This is a genomic window from uncultured Vibrio sp. (genome assembly GCF_947488985.1).
In the GTDB taxonomy this organism is placed as follows: Bacteria; Pseudomonadota; Gammaproteobacteria; order Enterobacterales; family Vibrionaceae; genus Vibrio.
The window spans coordinates 1-23,626 of record NZ_CANLBV010000037.1 but is presented as its reverse complement, the minus strand read 5'-3'; the positions used below and the strand labels follow the sequence as shown (position 1 = coordinate 23,626).

Annotated in this window: 21 protein-coding genes and 1 pseudogene; 12 read left to right on the top strand and 10 right to left on the bottom strand. The window is 44.9% G+C overall.

Features of this window, described 5'->3' with window-relative positions; genetic code table 11:
• The first annotated feature begins 263 nt into the window (after positions 1 to 263).
• The 4 genes from Q1A70_RS10375 (at position 264) to Q1A70_RS10360 (ending at position 4,584) form a co-directional block, all read left to right on the top strand.
• The gene (locus Q1A70_RS10375) at positions 264 to 551 is read left to right on the top strand and encodes an antibiotic biosynthesis monooxygenase (RefSeq protein ID WP_299690378.1); all 288 of its coding nucleotides are present in this window, start codon (positions 264 to 266) and stop codon (positions 549 to 551) included.
• Between the two features lie 310 nt (positions 552 to 861).
• On the top strand, positions 862 to 2,574 hold the full coding sequence (locus tag Q1A70_RS10370) for an RluA family pseudouridine synthase (protein ID WP_299690375.1): 1,713 nt from the start codon (positions 862 to 864) through the stop codon (positions 2,572 to 2,574).
• 219 nt (positions 2,575 to 2,793) lie between these two features.
• Positions 2,794 to 3,162, top strand: a complete 369-nt coding sequence (locus Q1A70_RS10365) for a hypothetical protein (RefSeq protein WP_299690370.1) — start codon at positions 2,794 to 2,796, stop codon at positions 3,160 to 3,162.
• 261 nt (positions 3,163 to 3,423) lie between these two features.
• Positions 3,424 to 4,584, top strand: coding sequence for a multidrug effflux MFS transporter (locus Q1A70_RS10360; protein ID WP_299690409.1), 1,161 nt, complete (start codon positions 3,424 to 3,426; stop codon positions 4,582 to 4,584).
• 147 nt (positions 4,585 to 4,731) lie between these two features.
• On the opposite strand, the gene Q1A70_RS10355 is transcribed toward Q1A70_RS10360, so the two are convergent.
• The 3 genes from Q1A70_RS10355 to Q1A70_RS10345 all read right to left on the bottom strand — a co-directional run bounded on the left by Q1A70_RS10355 (position 4,732) and on the right by Q1A70_RS10345 (position 6,484).
• Positions 4,732 to 5,496, bottom strand: a complete 765-nt coding sequence (locus tag Q1A70_RS10355) for a hydratase (RefSeq protein ID WP_299690364.1) — start codon at positions 5,494 to 5,496, stop codon at positions 4,732 to 4,734.
• A 158-nt stretch (positions 5,497 to 5,654) separates the two neighbouring features.
• Positions 5,655 to 5,960, bottom strand: coding sequence for a DUF3861 domain-containing protein (locus tag Q1A70_RS10350; protein ID WP_299690362.1), 306 nt, complete (start codon positions 5,958 to 5,960; stop codon positions 5,655 to 5,657).
• A gap of 32 nt (positions 5,961 to 5,992) precedes the next feature.
• A complete protein-coding gene (locus Q1A70_RS10345) occupies positions 5,993 to 6,484 on the bottom strand; it encodes a DUF2798 domain-containing protein (protein WP_299690360.1) in 492 nt (163 codons plus the stop codon).
• Between the two features lie 97 nt (positions 6,485 to 6,581).
• On the opposite strand from Q1A70_RS10345, the gene Q1A70_RS10340 reads away from it, so the two are divergent.
• A complete protein-coding gene (locus Q1A70_RS10340) occupies positions 6,582 to 7,007 on the top strand; it encodes a MarR family winged helix-turn-helix transcriptional regulator (protein ID WP_299690358.1) in 426 nt (141 codons plus the stop codon).
• Positions 7,008 to 7,223: 216 nt separating this feature from the next.
• Positions 7,224 to 7,943, top strand: coding sequence for a glycerophosphodiester phosphodiesterase family protein (locus Q1A70_RS10335; RefSeq protein WP_299690355.1), 720 nt, complete (start codon positions 7,224 to 7,226; stop codon positions 7,941 to 7,943).
• A gap of 247 nt (positions 7,944 to 8,190) precedes the next feature.
• Here Q1A70_RS10335 and Q1A70_RS10330 read toward each other — a convergent pair whose 3' ends face one another.
• Positions 8,191 to 8,973: a L,D-transpeptidase family protein gene (locus Q1A70_RS10330; protein WP_299690352.1), complete on the bottom strand. Its 783-nt coding sequence runs from the start codon at positions 8,971 to 8,973 to the stop codon at positions 8,191 to 8,193.
• Position 8,974: 1 nt separating this feature from the next.
• Complete coding sequence (locus Q1A70_RS10325) at positions 8,975 to 9,457, bottom strand: GNAT family N-acetyltransferase (RefSeq protein ID WP_299690349.1); 483 nt, start codon at positions 9,455 to 9,457, stop codon at positions 8,975 to 8,977.
• Positions 9,458 to 9,663: 206 nt separating this feature from the next.
• Between Q1A70_RS10325 and Q1A70_RS10320 the strand changes: the two genes are divergently transcribed.
• Together Q1A70_RS10320 and grxB are read left to right on the top strand one after the other, a co-directional pair.
• Positions 9,664 to 10,644: a Gfo/Idh/MocA family oxidoreductase gene (locus Q1A70_RS10320; RefSeq protein ID WP_299690346.1), complete on the top strand. Its 981-nt coding sequence runs from the start codon at positions 9,664 to 9,666 to the stop codon at positions 10,642 to 10,644.
• Between the two features lie 158 nt (positions 10,645 to 10,802).
• Positions 10,803 to 11,435 carry a glutaredoxin 2 gene (gene grxB / locus Q1A70_RS10315; protein WP_299690343.1) on the top strand — a complete coding sequence of 211 codons (633 nt, stop codon included), beginning with the start codon at positions 10,803 to 10,805 and terminating at the stop codon, positions 11,433 to 11,435.
• Positions 11,436 to 11,634: 199 nt separating this feature from the next.
• Here grxB and Q1A70_RS10310 read toward each other — a convergent pair whose 3' ends face one another.
• Positions 11,635 to 13,599, bottom strand: coding sequence for a CHASE3 domain-containing protein (locus tag Q1A70_RS10310; protein ID WP_146492703.1), 1,965 nt, complete (start codon positions 13,597 to 13,599; stop codon positions 11,635 to 11,637).
• Between the two features lie 268 nt (positions 13,600 to 13,867).
• The gene (locus tag Q1A70_RS10305; protein WP_116870933.1) at positions 13,868 to 14,701 is read right to left on the bottom strand and encodes a pyruvate, water dikinase regulatory protein; all 834 of its coding nucleotides are present in this window, start codon (positions 14,699 to 14,701) and stop codon (positions 13,868 to 13,870) included.
• A 177-nt stretch (positions 14,702 to 14,878) separates the two neighbouring features.
• Between Q1A70_RS10305 and ppsA the strand changes: the two genes are divergently transcribed.
• Positions 14,879 to 17,251 (top strand): phosphoenolpyruvate synthase, encoded by a 2,373-nt coding sequence (gene ppsA, locus Q1A70_RS10300; protein WP_299690328.1) that lies wholly within the window; start codon positions 14,879 to 14,881, stop codon positions 17,249 to 17,251.
• A gap of 116 nt (positions 17,252 to 17,367) precedes the next feature.
• Here the strand turns inward: ppsA and Q1A70_RS10295 are convergent, their stop codons facing one another.
• The gene (locus Q1A70_RS10295) at positions 17,368 to 18,753 is read right to left on the bottom strand and encodes a serine hydrolase domain-containing protein (protein ID WP_299690325.1); all 1,386 of its coding nucleotides are present in this window, start codon (positions 18,751 to 18,753) and stop codon (positions 17,368 to 17,370) included.
• A gap of 94 nt (positions 18,754 to 18,847) precedes the next feature.
• Between Q1A70_RS10295 and Q1A70_RS10290 the strand changes: the two genes are divergently transcribed.
• Positions 18,848 to 19,852: an AraC family transcriptional regulator gene (locus Q1A70_RS10290; RefSeq protein WP_299690322.1), complete on the top strand. Its 1,005-nt coding sequence runs from the start codon at positions 18,848 to 18,850 to the stop codon at positions 19,850 to 19,852.
• Between the two features lie 23 nt (positions 19,853 to 19,875).
• Here Q1A70_RS10290 and Q1A70_RS10285 read toward each other — a convergent pair whose 3' ends face one another.
• Positions 19,876 to 20,991 carry a hypothetical protein gene (locus Q1A70_RS10285; protein ID WP_299690320.1) on the bottom strand — a complete coding sequence of 372 codons (1,116 nt, stop codon included), beginning with the start codon at positions 20,989 to 20,991 and terminating at the stop codon, positions 19,876 to 19,878.
• Positions 20,992 to 21,314: 323 nt separating this feature from the next.
• Here Q1A70_RS10285 and Q1A70_RS10280 point away from each other — a divergent pair, with 323 nt between their 5' ends.
• On the top strand, positions 21,315 to 22,661 hold the full coding sequence (locus Q1A70_RS10280) for an MATE family efflux transporter (protein WP_299690317.1): 1,347 nt from the start codon (positions 21,315 to 21,317) through the stop codon (positions 22,659 to 22,661).
• Between the two features lie 80 nt (positions 22,662 to 22,741).
• Here the strand turns inward: Q1A70_RS10280 and Q1A70_RS10275 are convergent, their stop codons facing one another.
• Positions 22,742 to 22,864, bottom strand: coding sequence for a hypothetical protein (locus Q1A70_RS10275; RefSeq protein WP_299690314.1), 123 nt, complete (start codon positions 22,862 to 22,864; stop codon positions 22,742 to 22,744).
• Positions 22,865 to 22,977: 113 nt separating this feature from the next.
• Between Q1A70_RS10275 and Q1A70_RS10270 the strand changes: the two are divergent.
• Positions 22,978 to 23,382: pseudogene (locus tag Q1A70_RS10270) on the top strand (IS5 family transposase); the annotation flags it as partial.
• Positions 23,383 to 23,626 lie beyond the last annotated feature (244 nt).

The window sequence follows — 23,626 nt, the reverse complement described above, 5'->3', positions numbered from 1 at the left end:
GATGACAAACGCATTTCAGTATCAATACAGTTCAATGATACCTAGGCATGTAGACCTAATAGATAGACAAGCCCGATGCTGATTTAGTTCCACTCCTCCCCCATTAAAGTGACCACGTAACTAAATCAGCATAGAAATGGCATATGAATATTGTGCCATCACATCAACCTGTACGTCTCAACAGCAAAATGAGATGATGTTCATAATGGATAAAGCTTCGAATACATAAAGCTTGTAACAAATAGATTTAAATGGATGTAATAATGAGTAAAGTGATTCTACAAGGGCATATTATCGTGCCATCCAGCGACCTAAAGTCCGTTGAACAAGCTCTCGTGGTGCACACTAAGCTGACGCTTTCAGAGCCTGGGTGTATCGCATTTCGAGTGACTCAAAGTACCCTGCAACCTAACCGTTTCGAGGTTTATGAAGAGTTCACGAATCGGCAGACGTTCGAGGCTCATCAGCGTCGAGTGAAAGCCTCTGAGTGGGGTGAAATATCCAAGAACGCAACACGTCATTATCAAATAACCGATGTTCCGACATCATAGTGATTAAGTTGCAAACCCAGCAGATCGTCACCTTGAATAAATAACTGGCTATTTCATTGGACAAAGTTAAAGATCGCCTAGCTCATGATCTATTTTCACTCGGTAAAGCGGATTGGTTGGCTGATCAACAAAGTATTGCCAGATGTGATCATAAACGGCATGTTGGTTTGGGATAGTTGAGCTATTTCTTATTTGAGGCGCTTTTCGATAAAGAGTAGAATCGCCGCCTTATACTGTGTTTAAGGTCTCTATACATACACAGTAGACTCACAGCCATTGATCACCACGATATAAGTATTAAGACGCCAATATGCACTCATCAAAATCAACGCACGCCTCAGCCACTAGCCACACACCTGAGCATTGCTTCACCCGCTTTCAACAGCCGATCGAGTCATATTCGTTGCCTGAGCGTTTCACATTCCCGTTCTATTATGAACCCCACCCACTGTGTGAACTCGCCTCTCACCAACTTCAACAATATCTTGAAACTCAAACCGATTGGCAGCATGACTTTGGGTTAGATTCTGACGCTGGCCGTGGCAAGATGTTTGGTGTGTTGTTGGTGAAAAGCCCGCAAGGTGAGATCGGTTACTTCTCTGCGTTCTCAGGCAAAATCGCTGACCAGAACCTACTGCCCTACTTTGTGCCGCCAGTATTCGACATGCTAAGCAGCGACAGTTTTTTCCGTCAAGAAACGGCTGATATGATGGCCGTCAACGCAGAGTTTAAAGCACTGCAAAGCAACATCGAATATCTTGAGCTGTGCGACCAATTGGCACAACAGAAAGCACAATCTGAACAAGAAATTGAAGCGCAACGTTTATTGATTATTGAAGGCCGTAAAGTTCGTAAAGAACAACGAGAACAAGGCAAGGCTAACCTTGATGAACAAGCGTTCGAGCAGCTTAACCAAGCATTAAGCAAAGCGAGTATTGCCGATAAGAATCAACAGAAATACCTTAAGCTCCAATGGGAGCAAACCTTAAATGCGTTGCAAATCAAGGTTGATGCCTTCACTACCCAATTGGCTGAACTAAAAGAGCAAAGAGCGCACCTTTCTCATCAACTTCAGCATAAACTGTTCTCACAATACGCATTCAAAAATGCTGAAGGGCATACCGAAGATCTCAACCAGATCTTTGAAAACACGCCGAACAAAGTGCCACCAGCGGGCTCTGGCGAATGTGCCGCACCTAAATTACTGCAATATGCCTATTTAAACGGTTACACGCCACTGGCACTGGCTGAGTTTTGGTGGGGCCGCTCACCGAAGTCGGAAATTCGCAAACACAAGAAATACTACGCCTCTTGCCAGAGTAAATGTGTACCTATCCTCGGCCATATGATGAAGGGCCTTGAGGTGGATCCGAATCCATTGCTAGAAAACCCAGCCGAAGGCAAAGAGCTAGATATTCTGTTCCAAGACGAGCACATCGTGGTGGTGCACAAACCTGCCGGCTTTTTATCGGTGCCGGGTAAAACCATTAAAGACTCCGCCTACACGCGTGTTCAAGCCATGCACCCAGACGTTGAAGGGCCATTTGTTATCCACCGTTTGGATATGGCAACCTCTGGCATTCTGATATTTGCCCTCACACGACGTGCCAACAAAAGCTTGCAGAAGCAGTTCATTACTCGTGAAGTAGAAAAGCGCTATGTGGCATTAATTGAAGGCGTTCTAGAGCAAAATGAAGGCTATGTACGACTGCCACTGCGTGGCGATCTGTACGACCGTCCGCGTCAGATCGTCTGCTTTGAGCATGGCAAGCCTGCCGAAACCAAATGGCAAGTGATTGAGCGAAACGAGCAAACTACTAAGGTTTACCTGCACCCTAAAACAGGCCGTACACACCAATTACGCGTTCACTGTTCACACGAAGAAGGGCTCAATATGCCTATCGTAGGTGACGGGCTGTATGGCAATAAAGCTGACCGACTGCATTTGCACGCTGAAAGGCTGGCGCTGCATCACCCAGTGACCAAAGAGTGGATGGAATTCCAGTTCGACGCTGAATTTTAAGCTTCGATAACCCTGTTTTACCAATGCAATCATCCGTTAGGAGTTCACCACAAATGGTGGCTCCTACCCTTGATCAAACACCTCAGTATCAACGATGGTTTTATCCCCGATTTTACTTACCTCTTTTGGGTATATATCCACACTTATTGTACTACATCAAGGATCCCTTATGCGTGAAGAGTAGCATGCTCCTCTTCTTCTTTCTTTGAGGCCTTTGATATGTCATCAGCTGCTTTGAACTTACAAGCAAATACACAAACGGCTCAACCAGTACCTAACGTGAAACCTCTCACAACAAGAAAGCCTGATTTGAATTCGGCCATGTTGAACCTCATCGAAGAGGTTAAAAACGAGCTCCCACTTTACGAATCAGAAACGTTTATCTGTGGGCCAAAGGGCAACTGTGCTGGCTGCTCTAAAAAGCTATTAGAGATGGTCGACAGTGAATTAATGTATTGGGAGCACAGCATTTCCATAGGCCAAGGACCCAACTTCGAGGAACTACGCCGCTTTGGTAAACTGTGCAGCAGCGTTCGACGTGGTCTGGAGCGTAATGGTTTAGTCGAAAAACGCCCAAAGACAAGATAACTCGCGAACAAGGCGCTGTAACACAGTACCCTTGCCACTGACTGATTGAACTGTTCAACAAATAGAGTGATAATATTTGTAATACAATTCAGTACTAAGGCCAACTCATAGTGCCTTTTGCAAAGTTGCTGAGCAGACCCTCCCTTGAGGTCTGACGTACCTTGAACCTTCTGTAAACCAACATCGCATCCATTAGAAATATCTCTTAGATAACAGGAATAGACCTTGAAGCAACCACAACCAGTACTGGGCAAAACCGGTATGCTATTTTTCCTCGTCATAATCAGTGCTTTCCCCCCACTCACCATCGATCTCTATTTGCCCGCCCTGCCACAAATGGTTGAGGTATTTAATACTGATCAGTCGATGGTCAACCTAACGTTGAGTAGCTACTTTGTGACTTACGCTATCGGCCTTTTGTTCTGGGGACCACTTAGCGAAAAATTTGGCCGTAAGCCTATCCTACTGATTGGATTAGCCAGTTATATGGTAGCCAGTATTGTATGTGCGATGACCAATACTATTGAACAGTTGATTGGAGCGCGTATTTTCCAAGCCTTTGCTGGCAGCGCCATCACCGTTATCGCCACCGCTATTGTGAAAGACCTTTACAGCGGCCGAGAGCGCGAAAAGATCATGGCGACGATAATGTCACTGGTGATCATCGCACCTATGGTTGCGCCTGTCTTTGGGGCTTTCTTATTAAAAATTGCTTCTTGGAGAATGATGTTTGTCACCCTTGCGGTGTTTGGTGCATTCGCCTCTGTATTGGCCTTCTGCTATCGAGAGACTCTTGAGAGCAAGTACCAAGGCTCTATTTTCCGTTCATGGGGAAGACTGGCCGTCGTCATGAAAAATCGTTCATTCGTAAAGCTATTGGTCATTTTCTCTATCACTCCAATGGCATTAATGGGCTTTCTCGCGGCTGGCTCTTATATCTACATCAATGACTTTGGATTAACCGAACAACAATTTAGCTACGCTTTCGCCTTCAACGCGATGTTTGCCTCATTTGGGCCAACAATTTACATGAAGTTATCTTATAAAATATCGGTTCAAAAGATCATTTCTGGCTGTTTTACTCTGCTGGCGATCGCCGGAATATTTACCCTAACCGTGGGTGATATGTCGCCTTGGCTCTTCGCATTGATCGCAGCGCCTGCAACGTTAATGGCTATTATTATGCGAGTACCCGGTACTAACTTAATGCTGGATCAACAAGATCATGACACGGGCTCCGCCGTTGCCCTGATTCAATTCTTCAGTATGATTTGCGGCTCATTGGGTATGGTTTTGGTTTCAATACGCCCAGACTCACTGATTGAAAACCTAGGTTTCATCCAGTTGTCGGTAGGTGTTCTAGGTGGCGCAATGTGGCTGATGGTCAGAAATCGAGAGTATGTGACTAGCAAGCTCAATTAGCGCCCTTCACTTTGGCTATCAATCCCACCGTGAGTGAGCTTGATAGCCAAAGGTAGTCAAAAATTTAAAAACAGTAGCTAAAAACGAAAAAGGCAGCTTACCCTTGGGTAAGCTGCCTTTTAATAGCAGATAACGAATCTAACGAACTTAGCGTTTGTGATTAAACGTCACTTGGTATTCGCCGATGCCTTCGTAATGGAACGTCGTTACTGTATCGAACGCTACTTCAACGATACCGCAGTAAGAACCAGTGATGATCGCTTCGCCCGCTTGGAAATCAACACCACGACGAGTCATGAAGTTAATCAGCCAATAAATAGGGCTTGGTGGTAACGTATTCGGGTGCTTACCATCGAATGCTTGAACTTGTTCGCCTTGAGTCACTTCAACGTTGATCTCAGCAGAAGTGAACGCTTTTTCGCGATCAATTTCAGGACCAATGAATAGGCCTTGGTTGACTAAACCATCAGCCAATCTTTCACAGAACTCTGCGCCGCTGTCATCAGCAAAACGAGATTGCATGAGCTCAAGTGCCATATGGCAAGAACCAATCGCTTCGTTGATTTGCTCTTCGCTGTAACCTTCTGGGTTAGCAGGTAGGCTCTTAGCCAGTGTAAATGCAATTTCAGGCTCTACGCGTACAACGCCGTTATCAGCAAACAGTTCACAAACTTCACCTTGCTGAACGCTACCAGTAAAGATAGGCGCAACAACAACCTTGTCCTCAGCAGGGGGTAATAGGCATTTCCAGCCGCCAACGTTATCGCTTTGAAGCTCGATCATTGATGCTTGGATCGCCAATGCATCTTCTAGGCTTGTTGGACGGTACTGTTCGTCGAGTCTTGGTGCTTTGGTTCCCGCAACGCGACGACTCAGTAGCTCTTCAGCTGCTTGCTTAAATTTATTTGTCATATAATACCACCTTTAAATTATGGTCAATATAATATCGGATTTTTTGAAGGTTGAATAGAGAATTACGTGGTGAAAGCGGTAACAAGCGGGTTGATTTAGTGAAACTAAAATGACGCTTAGAACGACAAAAGCCAGTAAATACATTACTGGCTTTTGTATTAGTGACCTTTTAGAGTCTTCTTCAGATTTTGCATAAAGTTTCTGAAGTGAGGCATAAAATCAACAAACAGAGGATGCTTTCTATCTTCCATCATCAATGGCCCTAATAGACGAATACTAACGCCCAATCGCGCTGCTGATTGCTCGTCTAAACCACTGTCTTGTTTGATCTTATCAACAATCTCGAACATATTTTCTCGGTCTTCAATCTCAAACTGCATGGCTTGAAGTTCACGGTCTTCTTTGATGCTCACTTCTTCAATAGTGATACGATAGTGGTTGTGCTTACCTGTAAATGCTTTCATGTGAATCTCCTACAAGATTAAAAAATGTGTGGCTAACTCTTCATAAATCGTTCGAGCTTAGGTTTAACAGTCATCGACATCACGATCATGATCGTAAGGCCAACAGGAAGCGCGGCAACAAACCCATTAAACCATCCACTGGTAAATGCAGAGAGATCTGAAAACCCAATATTATTTGCCGCTGTGACAAATGCCATGAGTGACTCCATAACAAAAGCCATAATCAATCCCACGATTAAATTGCGAGCTTTCTCACCATAATTAGGCAGTGCCTTAGTCACAATTTGAGTGACCAACGCCATCGCTAGTGTGCCGATCGGCATCATGATCACAACAGCAAGGGCTAACGATGATAGCCAACGACTGATAAATGCCTCACCGAAGCCAACATTCATATAGGTCATGACTGCTGTTAAGCTGCCACCAATTGTCAGCATTAAGCCCATCATAACCAGCGCTTTGTGCTGTATAGGGGTACCTTTTTGCTCAGGAAGAGCTGGCGTTTGTGTTGCTTGAATCGTCATATCTATTTCCTGCCTTGAATTTAGGAACAATTAAGTTGATAATGTCAACTATAGAAACACTGGTTGATATTGTCAACTACATTTTTAAGGACCGTTTATGTCTGATAACACATCGCTAGAATCTATCTTTCGTTTGGTGCACTCTATAAAGCGTCACATGAGCGAGCAACTCGAGAGTTTGGACTCTGAAATGACACCAATGCACATCCGGGTCATGAAGATCATCACCTTCAAATCACCATGTACCTCGATTGATATTGCCCACTTCCTCAACCGCGATAAAGCACAGGTAACTCGATTAGTTAACGCACTGATAAGCCAAGAACTTGTGAAGAAATCTCCGAATCCAGAAGATAAACGCAGCCAATTGCTGGTTCTGACCGATAAAGGTGAAGAAGTGATGAGCAAAGTATCGAGCATTGACCGACAGATGCTAAACAAAATGACCAAAGGTATGGGTGACGACGAGTTAGATCAGTTCAGAAAAATGGCCAACAAAATGGCAAATAGCCTAGAGAGCTGATCTGAATATTGAATTGCGCAATGAATGATGAGCAACCAACAACGCCACCAAGTCGAATGATCGGTGGCGTTTCTGTTTGAGTGGTCAATAATTACCTACTATTCGGATAATCACTGGCACCGATAAAGAGGCGACAAGCCTAACGACGACTCTCGCTTAATCAAGTACACTGAGATTTAATGCGTTTTTACGATGCGTCTTTAAGAAGGATTAATTATGTCATCTATCATCGTAGGTCATCGAGGTGTAGCAGGCACTCACCCAGAAAACACCAAAGCAAGCATTGAACAAGCCGCTAAGTTGGGCTTGAAATGGATTGAAGTGGATATCCAAACCACATTGGATGATCAACTTGTGGTCTGTCACGATCACACCCTTGAGCGCTGCAGTAATGGCAAGGGTCGTGTCGATGAGCATACCCTTGCCGAATTGCGTCAACTTGATTTTGGCCGTTGGAAATCTGAGCAATTCGCTGGAGAAAAAATACTGACGCTTGAGGAATTACTCACGCTTGTTGAGCTGCATGATCTCAGCGTTAACCTTGAGATCAAAGTCGATAGCCGACAGCAAGCACCGCATGTGGTGGATCTTCTGCATACCGAATTGATCCGTTCAAATCTGGATACTGATCGGATTTTATTATCAAGCTTCCATCATCAGGCCGTCGTAGAAATGGCTCACCACCTACCTAGATATCGCGTTGGGGTGATCACAGAGCAACTGACTCAAGCCGATCTCATGCTGATTGATCAAGTTAAAGCGTTCAGCTGTCACATGAACTACAAACACGTGAATCAGAGTGACCTTGATACCCTCAACGAAGCCAATATTCAAACATGGTGCTTCACCGTCAACGATCCAGATCACTTCAAATTCCTCGCAAACGTTAATGCGATTTTCACGGATATCCCACATCAATTTAACGCGATCAACTGATCAACTGATCAACTGATCAACTTATGGTGTCAGAACATGCTTTAAAACATAGCGTAAATTCAGCGCTGAGAGATTTTTAAACTCGCCAGAAAACAACAGTGAGTAGCGTATCCAACTACTCACTTGGCTCAATTGACGGGCTCTAGCAAGCACTTCCCTATCCGGCGACTTCACACGAAACACCGCATTGGAAAGCCGATTCAATCGTGATTCAGGTATGATGTGACTCGAGGTAAAGGATCACCGCCTACCACTCGATGTGGATAGGGGTCCCCATTTTGACCAACTCGATGAACTCATCCATATCCTGATTGGTTAAAGCGATACAGCCATCTGTCCAGTCAAAACTTTGAATAAAGTCAGGTGAGCGCCACTCACCATTTCTAATACCGTGCACTTTAATATTACCTCCAGGGTCAACCTTATTTTTTTCAGCCCAACGCTTATCTGAAGGGCGCGGGTAATCGATGTGCACTGAGCGATAGAATTCCGACTCTTCCATAATATAGTCGAGCCGATATTTACCCTCAGGCGTGCGTTTATCCCCTTCAAAACGCTTATGTCCTTTGGGCTCCTTACCTAGCGCAATCCGATACTCCTGAATGACTTCATCCCCTTTGAGCAGATACATTCTACGTTTCGACTTATCGACTTTGACTAAGGTCACAACTTGTCGAGATGGCTCGAGATCAGAGAAGGCATTGGACTCGATAAACGGCTGTATGGACGAGCCTTGAGAGGGTCGCTGAGGCTGTTGGGTTGGACGTTGAGAAAGCTGAGCCACTTCTGGATTGGAATCTCCTTCAATCGCGGTATCACCCTCAACGACGACATGCTTTGAAGTTAGGCTTGCCGCTGACATAGGATCATTAATCGCAACGGCTTCATGACGAGAAGAGGAAGGGGCAGACTCGAGCACAATGCTTTCGATAGCGGTCGCATCAGATACGATTTTCTCGACGACGAGCTTATCGGCATAAGCGAACAAGGCCGAAAACAACCACATCGATAAAACCCAAAATAGACGCACCCTACCTCCCCTCAAAACTCATCGACATCGTTCGTGACTGAGTTTCCATCCCCAATGATTCATAAAAACCTTGAGCCTGCTGATTAAACTCCATCACCTCTAAGCGAAGTTCTACCGCGCCTCTCGCTTGAGCCCATTGATTGAATGACTTCATTAACGATTTACCGATACCTCGGCCCTGAACCTGATCGTTAACCACAATCGTATTCACTCTGGCCACTTTATGTGACTTGATAAAACTCACGCCCTTATTCTGAGTCACCTTGCCCACCAAAAAGCCAACCACTTGCTGATCATCAACGGCAACTAAAAAAGTTCCAACAGGATCGATCATCAAGCCCAACCAATACTCTTCACTGTCAGCAAAGCCCAATGAACAGGGAGCAAATACCATCGGAGCACCGAGATGATGCTGGCGATTAATCTGTCCAGAGAGCGCTAAAATCGCGCGAATATCCGTTACCTTGCCCGTCCGAATTTGCATATCATCACCTTGTTTGAATTCACCAACACCTTAGCAAAAAGGGCGTCATTGTGCACCGCAGTACAAGCTCGCTGTGGTGCTCAATCACGGCTCTCTATAGTGTTAGTATCTGTTGTTGATAAATTGTTCCGCAAATCTCAAGCATATTGACCGTGTTGAGTGATACTATCTCTGGATAATCAACATACTAACTATTGGATGGCTATATGATTAAGTTCGCGGTAATCGGAACCAATTGGATCACACAAAAGTTCGTAGAGGCGGCGCATGAGTCTCAGTCGATGAAACTTGCTGCCGTTTATTCACGAAGCTTAGACAATGCGGCACAGTTCGCGCAAGCGTTTGATGTGCAAACCACTTATGACTCACTCGACACGCTAGCAAACAATAACAAGATTAAAGCGGTGTACATTGCTTCACCAAACTCTTTGCATTGCGAACAAGCGATCCTGATGATGGAACACGGAAAGCATGTCATCTGTGAAAAGCCGGTTGCATCCAATATCGTTGAAGCCAAGCGCATGTTTGAGGTCGCTCAGAAAAACGGTGTGGTGTTGTTCGAGGCGTATAAATCTCAATTCCTACCAAACTTTAAGCAAGTCCAACTCGGCCTAGAAAAGATCGGCAAGGTACATAAAGCGCACATCAACTACTGTCAGTATTCATCGCGTTACCAGAAATACCTTAACGGCGAGAACCCAAACACATTCAACCCGGCTTTCTCTAATGGTTCACTAGTCGATATTGGCTTCTACTGCGTAGCCGCGATTGTCGCTCTATTTGGTAAGCCTGATAATGCTCACGCTTCTGCAAAGTTGCTTGAATCCGGGGTGGATGCGCATGGCTGTGCGATCTTCCAATACCCTGAGTTTGACGTAACTCTAACGCACTCTAAAGTCAGCGACTCTTACGCACCAAGCGAGATCCAAGGTGAACAGGGAGCGATCATCATCGATCACATTGCAGAATGCACCGACGTTAAGATCCGCTACCGTGATGGCAGCATTGAAAACCTCACTCAAGCACAGAGCGAAAACTCAATGAGTTACGAAGCACAAGCTTTTGCAGGTTGTATTGGGGGCGATAAAGAAACTCAAGCTCAATCCAAGCTGCGAGCTTTAACCGTTGCCAAGTTAATTACAGAGATGCGTCAACAAGTTGGTGTCGTTTATCCAGCCGATAAATAGCATCGCAGGTAACATCATTATCCGATAGACACACGACAATAATCAGCCGTTAGCCGCATAAATCAAAGGTTCTTGATAGCAACGACTTATTGTCAGCTGAGAACTATGCTACATTAGCATTGTCTTATATAAAGAATCACCAGAAACTGAGGGAAGCTATGAAGCTCTATATTTATGACCACTGTCCTTTCTGTGCACGAGTTGCCTACATCGCTCAATCTCTAGACTTGAACATCGATCTCGTTTCAGTGGATTATGATGACGCCCAAACCCTGATCGACCTTATCGGTAAAAAGATGGTGCCGGTATTGCAAAAAGACGACGGCTCTATCATGGCAGAGAGCTTAGATATCATCGCGTACTTCTTGGATTTGAAATCAAGCGATGAGCAGCGTGTGCCATCAGAGCAAGTCACTCTGTTCCAAGCTCGCGCATTCCCGCTAACTCAACAGATTGGACGCCCACGCTGGTGTAACCTCGACTTGGCTGAATATCGCTCTCCAGGAGCCAAAGAAGCTTGGCGTGCCAGTAAAGAGACTGAAGGTTTTAACTTTCAAGAGCTCTTAGAAAAGACACCTCAGTTCGTTCAACTGATTAACCCATTACTGAAAGATGCCGAGCTCTTACTGGATCTAGAGAATGGTGAGTCATCACAGCCTCTTATCGACCAAGCAGTGTATTTCTCGATGCTTCGTGGCTTCTACGCAGAGGCGACAATAGAGTGGCCACATGACTTGAACCGCTGGATGGAGAACAAAAGCAAAGTGCTCGATATCAGCTTACTGCGTTAGTCGTCTCAGCTAAAGTGACATAGTAGCTTAGAGACTAAAGTACACGCTAGAAACAAGGCAGCCTCGATACAAACATGCATCAAGGCTGCTTTTTCCTTTCTGAAAGTGAGTGAAGTGAAGTCACCTCATATCATTGAGTAAATGCTGGATATTTCACTTCTTGTGCTGGTTTAAACACTCTAGCTCCTTCACGGTTTTCTCAGCTGACATTCTTCACTTTAAATTGACCAACAATGTTCTGAAGTTGTTCCGATAAGTTCACTAGTTCTTGGCTCGACTCTACCGTTTGTTCAGCACCCACAACGCTCTCTTTAGTAATACGGCTAACATTCACTACATTCTGATTAATCTGTTCTACCGTGACACTCTGCTCTTCTGAGGCACTGGCACTCTGCGTACTCATATCAGAGATACTATTAATGGAACGAGTAATAACATCAAAAGCTTGCCCTGATTTCTCAGCATTCTCTACACTCATCTTGGCAATATCACTGCTTTTCTGCATGCTGTTCACTACATCTTTCGTCCCAAGCTGTAAGCGCTCAATTAAGCCTTGTATCTCAGAGGTCGAATCTTGTGTTCGTTGAGCAAGACTTCGCACTTCATCAGCGACAACAGCAAAGCCTTTTCCTTGCTCTCCCGCTCTCGCAGCCTCAATAGCTGCATTTAATGCAAGCAAGTTAGTTTGAGCGGCAATATCTAATATCACATCAAGAATACCGCCAATATTGGTGGCTTCACGGGAAAGATCTTCAAGACGATCCATCGTGCTTTCGATCTCAGACTCCAAAGAATTAATGCTCATCGTTGTCTCTTGCACTACGGTCAAACCTTGCATCGCTTCCTCACTCGCTTCACTTGCTGATTGAGCAGTATCAACAGCATTTCTTGCGACTTCTTGAACGGATATAGACATCTGGTTCATCGCAACAGCAACTTGATCTGTCATCAACATTTGCTCATTTGCACCGCTATTCGTAGTCACCGTAATATTGGTGAGCTGAGTTGATGAACTACTCAATCGTTCACTTGCAACCATCATGTTGCCAATGATTGTTTTTAAGCTTTCTGCGGTTGCTTTCAACGCGTTGGTTAACTCTCCAATTTCATTCTTCGCACCTTTTTCAATATTTACGGTGAGATCCCCTTTCGCTAGTTGCTTAGCGACACCGATAACGTAGTTTATCTGTGAGGTGATATTTCGAGAGATCAAAGCACCGAAACCGAAACAGAATACGACTGAAGATACACCACCAACAACGAGTACCATCAGAGCTAAATCGGAGGCTGAGCTTGCTGCCTCTTTTCTTTCTACCATGAGTACTTGCTCGACGTTAATGATTTCAGCCACTTTATTACGCAAGCCATCCATATATTGCTTGCCCTGCTTTTTGGCAAGCTTAACGTAAAGTTCATCAATGGAACTAAATCGGTTGGATTCACGCACCAATGTAATCGCGCTCGATGCATAATCGTCAATCCATGATTGAATATCACGCGATAGTTGGCTATTCCCCATAGACGCTAGCTGCTTATCAACTTTCGATTTGCCTTGATGGTAAGGTTCTAAAAAAGCTTCTTCACGATTTAGCATAAATCCACGTAAACCTGTTTCCATGTTTACCATGTGATTAATAAGAGCCTCGCCATTTAGGTAACGCCCTGTAGCAATCTCAGCTCGCAGGTTATCCATTTTCTCTTTACCGACACCACTCGCGATCAATGCTTGGAGTTGGTTAACGTAAGCCTGTCCATCATGGATACTCTTACGTAAAACAATAACTTCTTGAGCATACTTCTGCCATTCCATAGCTGCTCGATTTACTTCATCAAATCGTTGTTGCTGAGCAGGGTTGTCACTAGTGAGCATTTTGACTGTCGATAAGCTCTCTTCAAAAGCCTGCTTACCTGCATGGTAAGGTTCTAGATACTCTTCCTGGCCACCGATCGCATAACCTCGCAAGCCTGTCTCTTGGTCGACCATCGAATTAACTAAGCGATTGGATTGATCAATCACCTGGTAGGTATGCGTAACCATTGCATCGGTGCTATTCAACGTTTTAATCGAATTCCACACGACGACGCACAGCGTAACTAAAATGCTTACCGTGATGACATTACCGAAAAGTAACCTACTGCGAATAGTAAGCTCTGATATATTCATAAACTGTTTTCCCTAACCTGTTGATGAACTGACGTATGTATTTGTAATAATTATTGGTTATTTAGTTAACCGTTCTCTAAACAATAGGTACACATCCGGTAAATAGTCAAAGAAATAAGCTATTTTTTCATAAGTATTTTAGAGGAAAGAGCTAACAATGAGAGAGGGGAAGGTTGGATGTAGCAGATATAAATAACAGAAAAAGCGACTTCACTGCTCCTTATAACAGACGCAATGAAATCACAATTTAGGTATCGTCGATAACACGCTAAAGCAACCGGCGTCTCAAGCCAGTTCGCTCTAAGATTCGCGTTGAAATCTCTTCAACCGATAACGATGAGGTATTGATGTACGGCACAGCCTCTCTGCGGAACATCGCCTCTACGGTTTGTAGCTCATACAAACATTGCGAATCACTCGCGTATTCACTGCCCGCTAAACGGTTCTCACGAATCTCAGTCAGCCTTTCTGCGTCAATCGTTAAACCAAACAACTTGTGTCGGTAAATCTCAAACTCAGGCAGCAGCTTCAAGCGTGCTAAATCGTCATGGATAAATGGATAGTTCGCTACGCGTAAGCCAAACTGCATCGCCATATACAAGCTTGTTGGGGTTTTACCGCTTCGAGATACACCTAACAAGATGATGTCGGCTTCTTCCAGCCCTTTAAGCGTGATGCCATCATCGTGTGCGAGTGTGTATTCAATCGCAGCAATACGGTCGAAATACTTGACCGAATCTTTGTTTACACTGCGTGAACGTTGCAGTTTAGGCACAGGTGCCATCTGAATATCATCCTGAACCTTCTGAACGATACTTTCCAGCACGTCATAACAGTGCGCAGGCGCTTCAAGCAGCTTAGCCTTAATATCTGGAATCACGATTGAAAAGAACACTAATGGTTCGACTCCATTGTCACGATACGAAATTTCGATCTCTTTTAATAAATCAGAAAGTTTGTCCTCACTTTCCACAAACGGAAAGGTTTTTTCATTGGCTTTGAAAGGGAATTGCCCTAGAACAACATGCCCTAAAGTCTCACATGTTATGGCCGTTCCATCAGAAACATAGAATACATCACGACTTTGAATATCAATTTGCATTTTTTATTTAATGTTTAAAATTATTTTAAGTAGGATGGGAACCATAATATATATAACAAAACCCTGCTGACTATTACGTACCCCGCAGCTTTAAAAAATAATTTACATTTTTTAAGCTGATACGTAATCGTTTGCCTTTAAATCCCTACAATGCTTGCTATGTTTCTGGAGAAATAAATGCAAAATAATACCCTATGGTTCAATGGCCTATCCATGGAAGATGTCGACAAAGTCGGCGGTAAGAACGCCTCACTGGGCGAGATGGTTTCTAACCTATCCAATGCTGGTGTTTCTGTGCCTAATGGTTTTGCTACCACTTCGTATGCGTTTAACGACTTTCTTGACTACAAAGGTCTTGATGAGCGCATCCACCAACTACTTGATGAACTTGATGTTGAAGACGTTGACGCACTGCGTAAGACAGGTGCAACGATTCGACAATGGGTTCTAGACGCCCCCTTCCCAGAATCACTAGAGCAAGACATCCGTAATAACTACCGCGAGCTAATCGAAGACAACGAAGAATTGTCTGTAGCTGTACGTTCTTCTGCAACGGCAGAAGATCTTCCGGACGCTTCTTTCGCAGGCCAGCAAGAGACCTTCCTTAACGTGAAAGGCATCGACGCTGTGCTAGAAGCAACCAAGCACGTTTACGCTTCTCTGTTTAACGACCGCGCAATCTCTTACCGTGTACATCAAGGCTTTGACCACCGCGGTATTTCATTGTCTGCGGGTATTCAACGCATGGTTCGCTCAGACAAAGCCTCTTCAGGCGTGATGTTTACGCTTGATACAGAGTCTGGCTTCGACCAAGTCGTGTTCATCACGTCTTCTTGGGGTCTAGGCGAAATGGTGGTACAGGGCGCTGTGAACCCAGATGAATTCTACGTTCACAAGCCAATGCTAGAAGCAGGTCACTACCCAATCGTTAAGAAGACGTTTGGTTCTAAGCTGATCAAGATGATCTACTCAACCAACCAAGAGATTGGCAAACAAGTTGATATCATCGACACCGATACGCAAGAGCGTAACGAGTTCTCACTGAACGATGAAGAGATCAAAGAAGTAGCAAAACAAGCGATGATCATTGAGAAGCACTACCAACGTCCGATGGATATTGAGTGGGCGAAAGATGGTATCGACGGCAAGCTATACATTGTTCAAGCTCGCCCAGAGACAGTATGTTCTCAAAGCGACCAAAACGTAATCGAGCGTTACGAGCTAAACAACAAGGCCGATGTGTTAGTTGAAGGCCGCGCTATCGGTCAACGTATCGGCTCAGGCCCAGTTCGTTTGGTTGACTCACTAGACCAAATGTCACTGGTGCAAGAAGGAGATGTACTGGTAACAGACATGACAGACCCAGACTGGGAACCTGTGATGAAGAAAGCCTCTGCGATTGTCACTAACCGTGGTGGCCGTACTTGTCACGCAGCAATCATCGCTCGTGAACTAGGCATTCCAGCAATCGTTGGTTGTGGTACAGCGACAAGTAACCTAAACGACGGTGACACCGTGACAGTGTCATGTTCTGAAGGTGAAACAGGCTACGTTTACCAGGGCGAGCTCGACTTCGAGATCAAACGTTCTGAGGTTGATGAGCTACCAATGCTACCAACCAAAGTTATGATGAACGTGGGTAACCCAGATCGCGCATTCGACTTTGCACAGATTCCAAACGAAGGTGTTGGTCTTGCTCGATTAGAGTTCATCATCAACAAGATGATCGGCATACACCCGAAAGCCCTATTGAACTTCGATGCACAAACTGATGAGCTAAAAGCAGAAATCAGCGAACGTATTCGCGGCTACAAAGATCCAATCGATTTCTACGTAAGCAAGCTGACAGAAGGCATCGCGACGATCGCGTCTGCATTCTGGCCTAAGCGTGTGATCGTACGTATGTCTGACTTTAAGTCGAACGAGTACAACAACCTAGTCGGCGGTAAAACGTTTGAACCGCATGAAGAGAACCCAATGCTGGGATTCCGTGGCGCATCTCGTTACATCTCACCAGTATTCGAAAACTGTTTCGAGCTAGAGACTCAAGCGATCAAACGCGTTCGCAACGAAATGGGTCTTAAGAACGTAGAAATCATGATTCCATTCGTTCGTACTCCAAGCGAAGCGGCATCAGTTATCGACATTCTGGCTAAGTTCGACCTTCGCCGTGGCGACCAAGGTCTGAAAGTCATCATGATGTGTGAACTACCATCGAATGCAATTTTGGCTGAAGAGTTCTTGAAGTACTTCGATGGCTTCTCTATCGGTTCGAACGACATGACACAGCTGACGCTTGGCCTAGATCGAGATTCAGGTGACGTTGCACACCTATTCGATGAGCGTAACCCTGCTGTGAAAGCGATGCTGAAAATGGCTATCGACGCGGCAACCAAAGCGGGTAAGTACGTGGGTATTTGTGGTCAAGGCCCATCTGACCATGATGATCTAGCGGAGTGGTTAATGGAACAAGGCATCAGCTCTGTTTCACTCAACCCAGATACGGTTATCGATACTTGGTTGAAGCTAGGTAACGTAGCGAATAAATAGCGCTTAGCCACCCAAATAGAAACACCGAAAAATTGAGTCTACAAAGCCAGTCATTGCGACTGGCTTTTTCTTTATTGGCAGTTGTTTCTAGTTTTTAGCTTGCTCAGCAGCAGACATTACTTGTCATTCAGCAACTTAGCCGCAGAGCGCATCAGAGCCGGGCCTTTATTCTCACCAAAACCAGAGTGGTAAGGGTTGTTCGAGAACATCACGCCAACAAAATCACGCTCTGGGTCGATGTAAATGAACTGACCAAGGTTGCCACTTTTCGACATTGCACCGTCATTGAAGATGAAGTCGAATTGGTAAGCGTTGTAATCGGCTTTTTCGTTGTAGGCATGCAGTGAGCTGCTCTCTTTGCTGGTACCAACAAAGGCTTTTGGATCGCCGCCGTTGCGAATACGATCAATCACCGCTTGCGAGATAACCGGCTCGTCCGCTACTGCTTTCCAGCTTGGTGTAAACAGAGTACCCCAGCGCGCCATGTCTTCGACTGTGGTCGAAACCAAGCCAACGGCGATCGCCATGCCATCAGGCGTTAGGTTAAATTCCATCGATTGGCGTGCATGTACTTTCGACCACACTCGGTCTTCAAACACTTGAGTCCATGTTTTGTTTTCGATGTTCTCCACCATTTTGGTCAGTACCATAGTGTTGATAGACGCATAACGGAAGTGGTCGCCCGCTTTCTCGCCTTCGATCTTCTGAGCGCCTTTAGCCACATTCATCCATGTTTCCATTTCACCTGTTTTGGCTCTTGGCGAGTTGAATGAAGCGGCAAAGAAACGTACAACGTCAGAATCTGGGTTTAAGATCGATTCAAGCGCCTCTTCGTTATCAAGCGCGGTAGACATATTGAGCACCTGATGTACGGTGATCGCTTCCCAGTTGGTCCCTTTCAACTCTGGAAGATAGTGAGTGATGCTCTTTTCTGGGTCGACTTTGCCCTCTTCCACCAGCATTGCGACAACCGTACCAACCGTAGTTTTAGCCGTTGAAGCCCAAACGTGACTGTCTGTCGGGCTCATACCCGGATACGCTTCGTAAACGATCTCGCCTTTGTGAATTAGCATGAAACCTTGGGTTCTGAACTGTTCATCAGCAAGGTAATCAGCCATTGTTAGCTCACCTTTGGTGTCTGTTTCTACCTTCAGCTTGGCAAGGCGTGGATCAATGTTTTTAACCAGTGGCTTGTAATTCTCGCTCGGTGCAGCAAACGCCGTTGGCATGAACTCACTCATGTGCAAGTTGTAGTAAACACTGTGGTCACCACCCATTTGCCAATGGAAGTTATTGAAGTTTTCTCGTGCTGATGCAACAAAAGCAGGCGTAAAAGATTGCTGAGCATCTTTCACCTTAAGGGTGACTGCTGCGCCTTCGACTTTCAGTGCTGCTTCAACTGGGTTCTCTGCAAAAGCCATGTCTGCAAAGGCAAGTGATGACACAGCAAGCGATGAAATCGTGAGTGATGAGACAATTGGAGCAAGGGGCTTTAGTTTCATATTCTTCTCCTCATTTGGGTTGGAAGAAGTATATGGAGTTGCGCTACACTTAATTAGGTCATTTGGTGACATTTAAAAGCAAACTCAGAAAGCTATGAAAACTAAGAAAGCATCATCGAACACCACTAACATACCGCTGAGCTCCACCAGTAACATCGCGCCCTATATTCAATACTGTGACAAACGGTCTCTTGACTGGCGCTCGGTTGCAATCGAATGTGGACTGCCCATTGAGCTAACACACTCCAACCAGTGGCTACCGACTCAAGACTTGATTCGCTTTATTCATGGCTTAGAGCGTAAGTTTGGCTATTCCATTGGGATTGAGGTTGGTCGTAAAGCGTCTCTAGAGCAACTGTCGCCAGAGTTAAGCCGAAAGATTGACCAATGCACGTCACTTGAGCAGGCAATACGTTGTTTGATTACTGAGATATCTACCTTAAGCAATCACGTCACCATATGGACAGAAAAACGAGATGGGATGTGGTGGCTATGTCATCGCAGTTGCTATCACCCTTCCACCTCAGGTTTTGAACAATCAGAATGGTTTCGCACGCTAACTGTGATTAGCTTGTGTCGTAAGTTCATAGCAAGCGCATGGCAGCCATCACACGCGAAACTAATCTCGACAAACAATCGTGAACGCAAATTGCCCAAGCACTTCTTCAATTCTGATATTCAGTTTGATCAGCAATATGGCGCGATCACCATTCCCCTGCCGGATGGGTATCGTGCTATCTCTGAGCAAGACACGACTCAAGATTGGCATCAAGCCGTCCAAGCCCTGATTAACACGTATGCGACCTTGCCGTGGTTCAACATCGAGTGGTTTTCGACCATGCTCGGCATGACCAAACGAACGCTGCAACGTAACCTTAAGAGTAAAAACATCTTGTTTAAAGAAGCTAAAGAACAGGTTCGAGAAATCAAAGCAAAACAGTTACTCGATGAAACCGACCTGTCAATTCAAGAGATCAGCTGGCAGCTTGGATACAGTGATTTGAGTAATTTTAACCGCGCCTTTAAAGGCTGGACTGGTATGACAGCGCCAAGTTACCGGAGTCGAAATAAAAAAGTCCGGTCAAACAACCGGACTTAATCGCAGATCTAACTATCGCTTCATTACTCTAACAAAGCTCTCGCGTTATCGCCCTGCTCGTAGATATAGAGGCTGACGCGAGACAGTATGGTTATCTCTTCCATACTGACTTGAAGTGAGTTCTGCCCTCTTCCTAGATTCGCTCTTAGGCGGTCAACAAGCTGTTGAACTGCCTGCAGGTCATCTCTCGCTTTAGGCACGCGAGTATTCATAAAGGTGAACCACTTTTCACTCATGTTACGGCTTATCTTGGCAAGCATTTCGCTATTGGTAATGGTAAATGCTTTATCAAGGTTGCCTCCGTCGCGAAGGATGTCATAGATGATGTGACCGTTCTTCTTAGCCACCATCATGTTCTTGGTATTGAGTTGCAGCTCACCAATGTGTCCGTTGGCCATTTTTAAGAAGAACTTAATGTCTTTGTAGCCAGCGTCAGTTGCCCCACAGTTGAATTTAGCGTTGTCACCTTGGCTGGTACCGTAGCGATCTTTCATCGCAGATTGATGATGTTTCAGCTCGACAAACTCTTTGGTCAGGATGATCATCGCTTTGGCAATGATCATATCTTCCATGGTTTCGAATACGATCGTCATTCGCGCCGCATCTTTTAGATCGCCAATATCATAATGACGTTTTCGATTGGTGATTTTATCCAATGCGCCGTGGAAATCTTTGACGCCTAAATACGCACCCGGCGGTTGTTTGAGTGTGCCGTTACACACCGATGCTACTTGCACTGCAAACTCTCTGAGCGCCTCTTGCGCTTCGACCGTTTCCATAAACATCATGAAAAGCTGTTTCTTCTTGAGCGTGGCATTGGCGACCTGATTGCGCGAACCAAAATCAAGACTACCGTTTGCCAGTTTCTGACTCGATGATTCGTCCAAATAGTTATGGATCTTCTCTTTCTGAGTCATGATGTCGAGAATCACCTGATCTTGCTGCTTGTTGGCGGCATTCATGTAATCGAAGTTTTCCACTTTCTGCTTCAAAGCTTGTAACTTCTGTTGGTAATCTTTGACATTAACTAAGCGAAAACCCTGAGACATGATACCTTGCTGGTTGATCTTGGTGAGTACCTTCGCTTTGTTCTTCCTAACTTGCTCTTGGCTGATCTGAATTTCTTCTGTCGTCGGCATATTTAGGTTCCCTCTCCAATATGCAGTTAAATTTGTGCTTGCTGACTCGCAATATTTTTTCCCTCCAACGATAGTAGTTTATAGGTTTGGCAATTACATTAAAGCCGTAACGATAAGTCTATAAAATAAATAAGTTTTGAGAGGTGGTTCTATAAATCTGCAACACAAAATATTCCAATTCAACGCGAATCAAACCAGGCAAATATGGCTATATCGGCTAACAATTATTGGTATCGGGCTAACCTTACGTTATCCTTTAACCAATTCTTCATTGAGCGGTTTATCAACACAGTAAGCCAATCATCAAGGCTGATAAAACAGATATGAACTCTACCACTGCAACTCCTTCGCCTTCTCTTGGCCGACAGCTCTATACCATGACATGGCCAATGCTATTTGGGGTGCTTTCCCTAATGAGCTTCCAACTTGTAGACAGTGCCTTCATTGGTCAGCTGGGCGTACTACCTCTTGCTGTTCAAGGCTTCACGCTGCCAATACAGATGATCATCATTGGTATACAGGTTGGGTTAGGCATCGCGACGACAGCGGTCATCGCTAAAGCCATTGGAGCCAACGATATACGTTACGCCAAACAACTGGGTGGCTTAGTTATTGCGATGGGTAGCGTTAGTGTCGCACTGTTCTCTGTGATCATCTACCTGCTCCGCGAGCCTATTTTACTGCTACTTGATGCACCACCGACGGTACTGCCGATCATTGACTCTTACTGGATCTATTGGCTAGTCAGTTCTTGGACTGGCGCACTGCTCTACTTCTTCTACAGTGTATGCCGTGCCAACGGTAATACTATGCTACCCGGTTCAATGATGATCGCGACCAGCATCCTCAACTTGATACTGGATCCGATTTTCATCTTTACGCTCGACATGGGTATCAACGGTGCAGCAATTGCGACTATCTTGGCGTTCGGTGCAGGTATCTTTATCGTGGCTCCCAAAGTGACTAAGAAGCATTGGATGACATTCGATTGGAACGACCTTGATATAGGCAAGAGTGTTCGATCGATTGGTAACATCATGGGCCCCGCGATGATTAGCCAACTGTTGCCACCAATATCTTCAATGCTTGCCACTAAGTTACTCGCTGGCTACGGCACAGCTGCGGTTGCCGCTTGGGCGCTGGGCTCGCGTTTTGAGTTTTTTGCGATTGTCGCAGTACTGGCTCTGACCATGTCGATGCCGCCGATGATTGGCCGCATGTTAGGCGAGAAAAAGCTCGATAACATACGTAAGCTCGTGCAAATTTCGGTAGTATTCGTATTAGGGTTCCAGCTAGTGATCGCTCTAGTGACATGGTTATTCTCCAATGGTCTGGCGGATCTGATGACCAGCGAAAATGAAGTCTCGACCATTCTAAACTACCACCTACTGATCGTGCCTATCAGCTTAGGGCCATTGGGGATCTGTATGCTGATGGTGTCTATCTCGAACGCATTAGGTAAGTCTTACACCGCCTTGACGATATCAGCACTACGCCTCTTTGCCTTCTTCCTTCCTTGCTTGTGGGCGGGCTCTCAACTGGCCGGAATTGAAGGCCTATTTTGGGGAGCCATGGTCGGTAATGTGCTTGCTGGTCTATGTGCATGGGGTATGTACCAGCGCGCACTTGGGCAAGTCGAAGCTAAGATCACCAACGAAACAGCTAGCTAATTAAACAGCTAACCCATTGTCCATTAAGAAAGCAGCCACTTGGGCTGCTTTCTTAATTTCAAAATAGAGTAAAATTAGCTTTAATAAACGGATTGGTTAGAGGCACTAAGAACGTCAATAGACATCGTCAGTTCAGCCATTATAATCACCCCGATGAATATCATGACTTTTGCTGCTTCTTGCTCAAAAAGAGCTGAGACCATATCTGATCTTTTAACTCCATGATTAGCTCTGTTGATCTTTCGTGAGTGTTTTTTGAATAGCATGGTAAAGAGTTATAATTTGCTTTGCCAAAAGTAAAACCATAACCAATACCATGCCAAGAACAATGCTAACTGATATTCGCTGGAAACTGCTACTCCAAGTAATGAAAAGTACAGGTCGTATTTACGATAAAGCTGAACATCGAATGACATTTGAAGGAATACTTTATCGAATGAGAACAGGTATTCCTTGGCGAGATCTACCCTCTGAGTTCGGAGAGTGGAGTACCGTTTACAGACGATTTAATCTTTGGTCAAAGAAAGGGCTTTTAGATAATCTTTTCAAAAGCTTATCTAGCATGGCTGATTTTGAATGGGTCTTTCTTGATGGCTCTATAGTTCGAGCGCATCAACATAGTACAGGTGCAGCTACTGAAAGCTCAGAGCAAATAGGAAAAAGTCGCGGGGGTAACTCAACCAAAATTCACTTAGCCGTGGATAGTGGTGGTCTACCGATTTGTGATCCGCACCAGAAGTTTTGGACACTGAGTTAAGTGAGTACAATCACTAACGAGGTGAACAATGACAACTAATACCAATTTGATTAAATTTCTGATCTAATGGTAACTCTTTTCGGAGGTACTATATGGACATTAATTTCCCTCAACTTATCCGTTCCACATCGAACGCTAGACTACGCATACGCTATTTGGCTGTCTCTCATTTTGAGGATGGAATGTCACGTACTGAAATAGCAAGGAT

What these genes read in the sequence shown, in the direction of transcription:
- Q1A70_RS10290 (WP_299690322.1), top strand. Translation starts at nt 18,848, where the DNA reads ATGAAAACTAAGAAAGCATCATCGAACACCACTAACATACCGCTGAGC.
- Q1A70_RS10325 (WP_299690349.1), bottom strand. Translation starts at nt 9,457, where the DNA reads ATGCAAATTCGGACGGGCAAGGTAACGGATATTCGCGCGATTTTAGCG.
- Q1A70_RS10285 (WP_299690320.1), bottom strand. Translation starts at nt 20,991, where the DNA reads ATGCCGACGACAGAAGAAATTCAGATCAGCCAAGAGCAAGTTAGGAAG.
- Q1A70_RS10280 (WP_299690317.1), top strand. Translation starts at nt 21,315, where the DNA reads ATGAACTCTACCACTGCAACTCCTTCGCCTTCTCTTGGCCGACAGCTC.
- Q1A70_RS10335 (WP_299690355.1), top strand. Translation starts at nt 7,224, where the DNA reads ATGTCATCTATCATCGTAGGTCATCGAGGTGTAGCAGGCACTCACCCA.
- Q1A70_RS10365 (WP_299690370.1), top strand. Translation starts at nt 2,794, where the DNA reads ATGTCATCAGCTGCTTTGAACTTACAAGCAAATACACAAACGGCTCAA.
- Q1A70_RS10305 (WP_116870933.1), bottom strand. Translation starts at nt 14,701, where the DNA reads ATGCAAATTGATATTCAAAGTCGTGATGTATTCTATGTTTCTGATGGA.
- Q1A70_RS10295 (WP_299690325.1), bottom strand. Translation starts at nt 18,753, where the DNA reads ATGAAACTAAAGCCCCTTGCTCCAATTGTCTCATCACTCACGATTTCA.
- Q1A70_RS10355 (WP_299690364.1), bottom strand. Translation starts at nt 5,496, where the DNA reads ATGACAAATAAATTTAAGCAAGCAGCTGAAGAGCTACTGAGTCGTCGC.
- Q1A70_RS10350 (WP_299690362.1), bottom strand. Translation starts at nt 5,960, where the DNA reads ATGAAAGCATTTACAGGTAAGCACAACCACTATCGTATCACTATTGAA.
- Q1A70_RS10340 (WP_299690358.1), top strand. Translation starts at nt 6,582, where the DNA reads ATGTCTGATAACACATCGCTAGAATCTATCTTTCGTTTGGTGCACTCT.
- grxB (WP_299690343.1), top strand. Translation starts at nt 10,803, where the DNA reads ATGAAGCTCTATATTTATGACCACTGTCCTTTCTGTGCACGAGTTGCC.
- Q1A70_RS10310 (WP_146492703.1), bottom strand. Translation starts at nt 13,599, where the DNA reads ATGAATATATCAGAGCTTACTATTCGCAGTAGGTTACTTTTCGGTAAT.
- ppsA (WP_299690328.1), top strand. Translation starts at nt 14,879, where the DNA reads ATGCAAAATAATACCCTATGGTTCAATGGCCTATCCATGGAAGATGTC.
- Q1A70_RS10360 (WP_299690409.1), top strand. Translation starts at nt 3,424, where the DNA reads ATGCTATTTTTCCTCGTCATAATCAGTGCTTTCCCCCCACTCACCATC.
- Q1A70_RS10375 (WP_299690378.1), top strand. Translation starts at nt 264, where the DNA reads ATGAGTAAAGTGATTCTACAAGGGCATATTATCGTGCCATCCAGCGAC.
- Q1A70_RS10275 (WP_299690314.1), bottom strand. Translation starts at nt 22,864, where the DNA reads ATGGTCTCAGCTCTTTTTGAGCAAGAAGCAGCAAAAGTCATGATATTC.
- Q1A70_RS10345 (WP_299690360.1), bottom strand. Translation starts at nt 6,484, where the DNA reads ATGACGATTCAAGCAACACAAACGCCAGCTCTTCCTGAGCAAAAAGGT.
- Q1A70_RS10370 (WP_299690375.1), top strand. Translation starts at nt 862, where the DNA reads ATGCACTCATCAAAATCAACGCACGCCTCAGCCACTAGCCACACACCT.
- Q1A70_RS10320 (WP_299690346.1), top strand. Translation starts at nt 9,664, where the DNA reads ATGATTAAGTTCGCGGTAATCGGAACCAATTGGATCACACAAAAGTTC.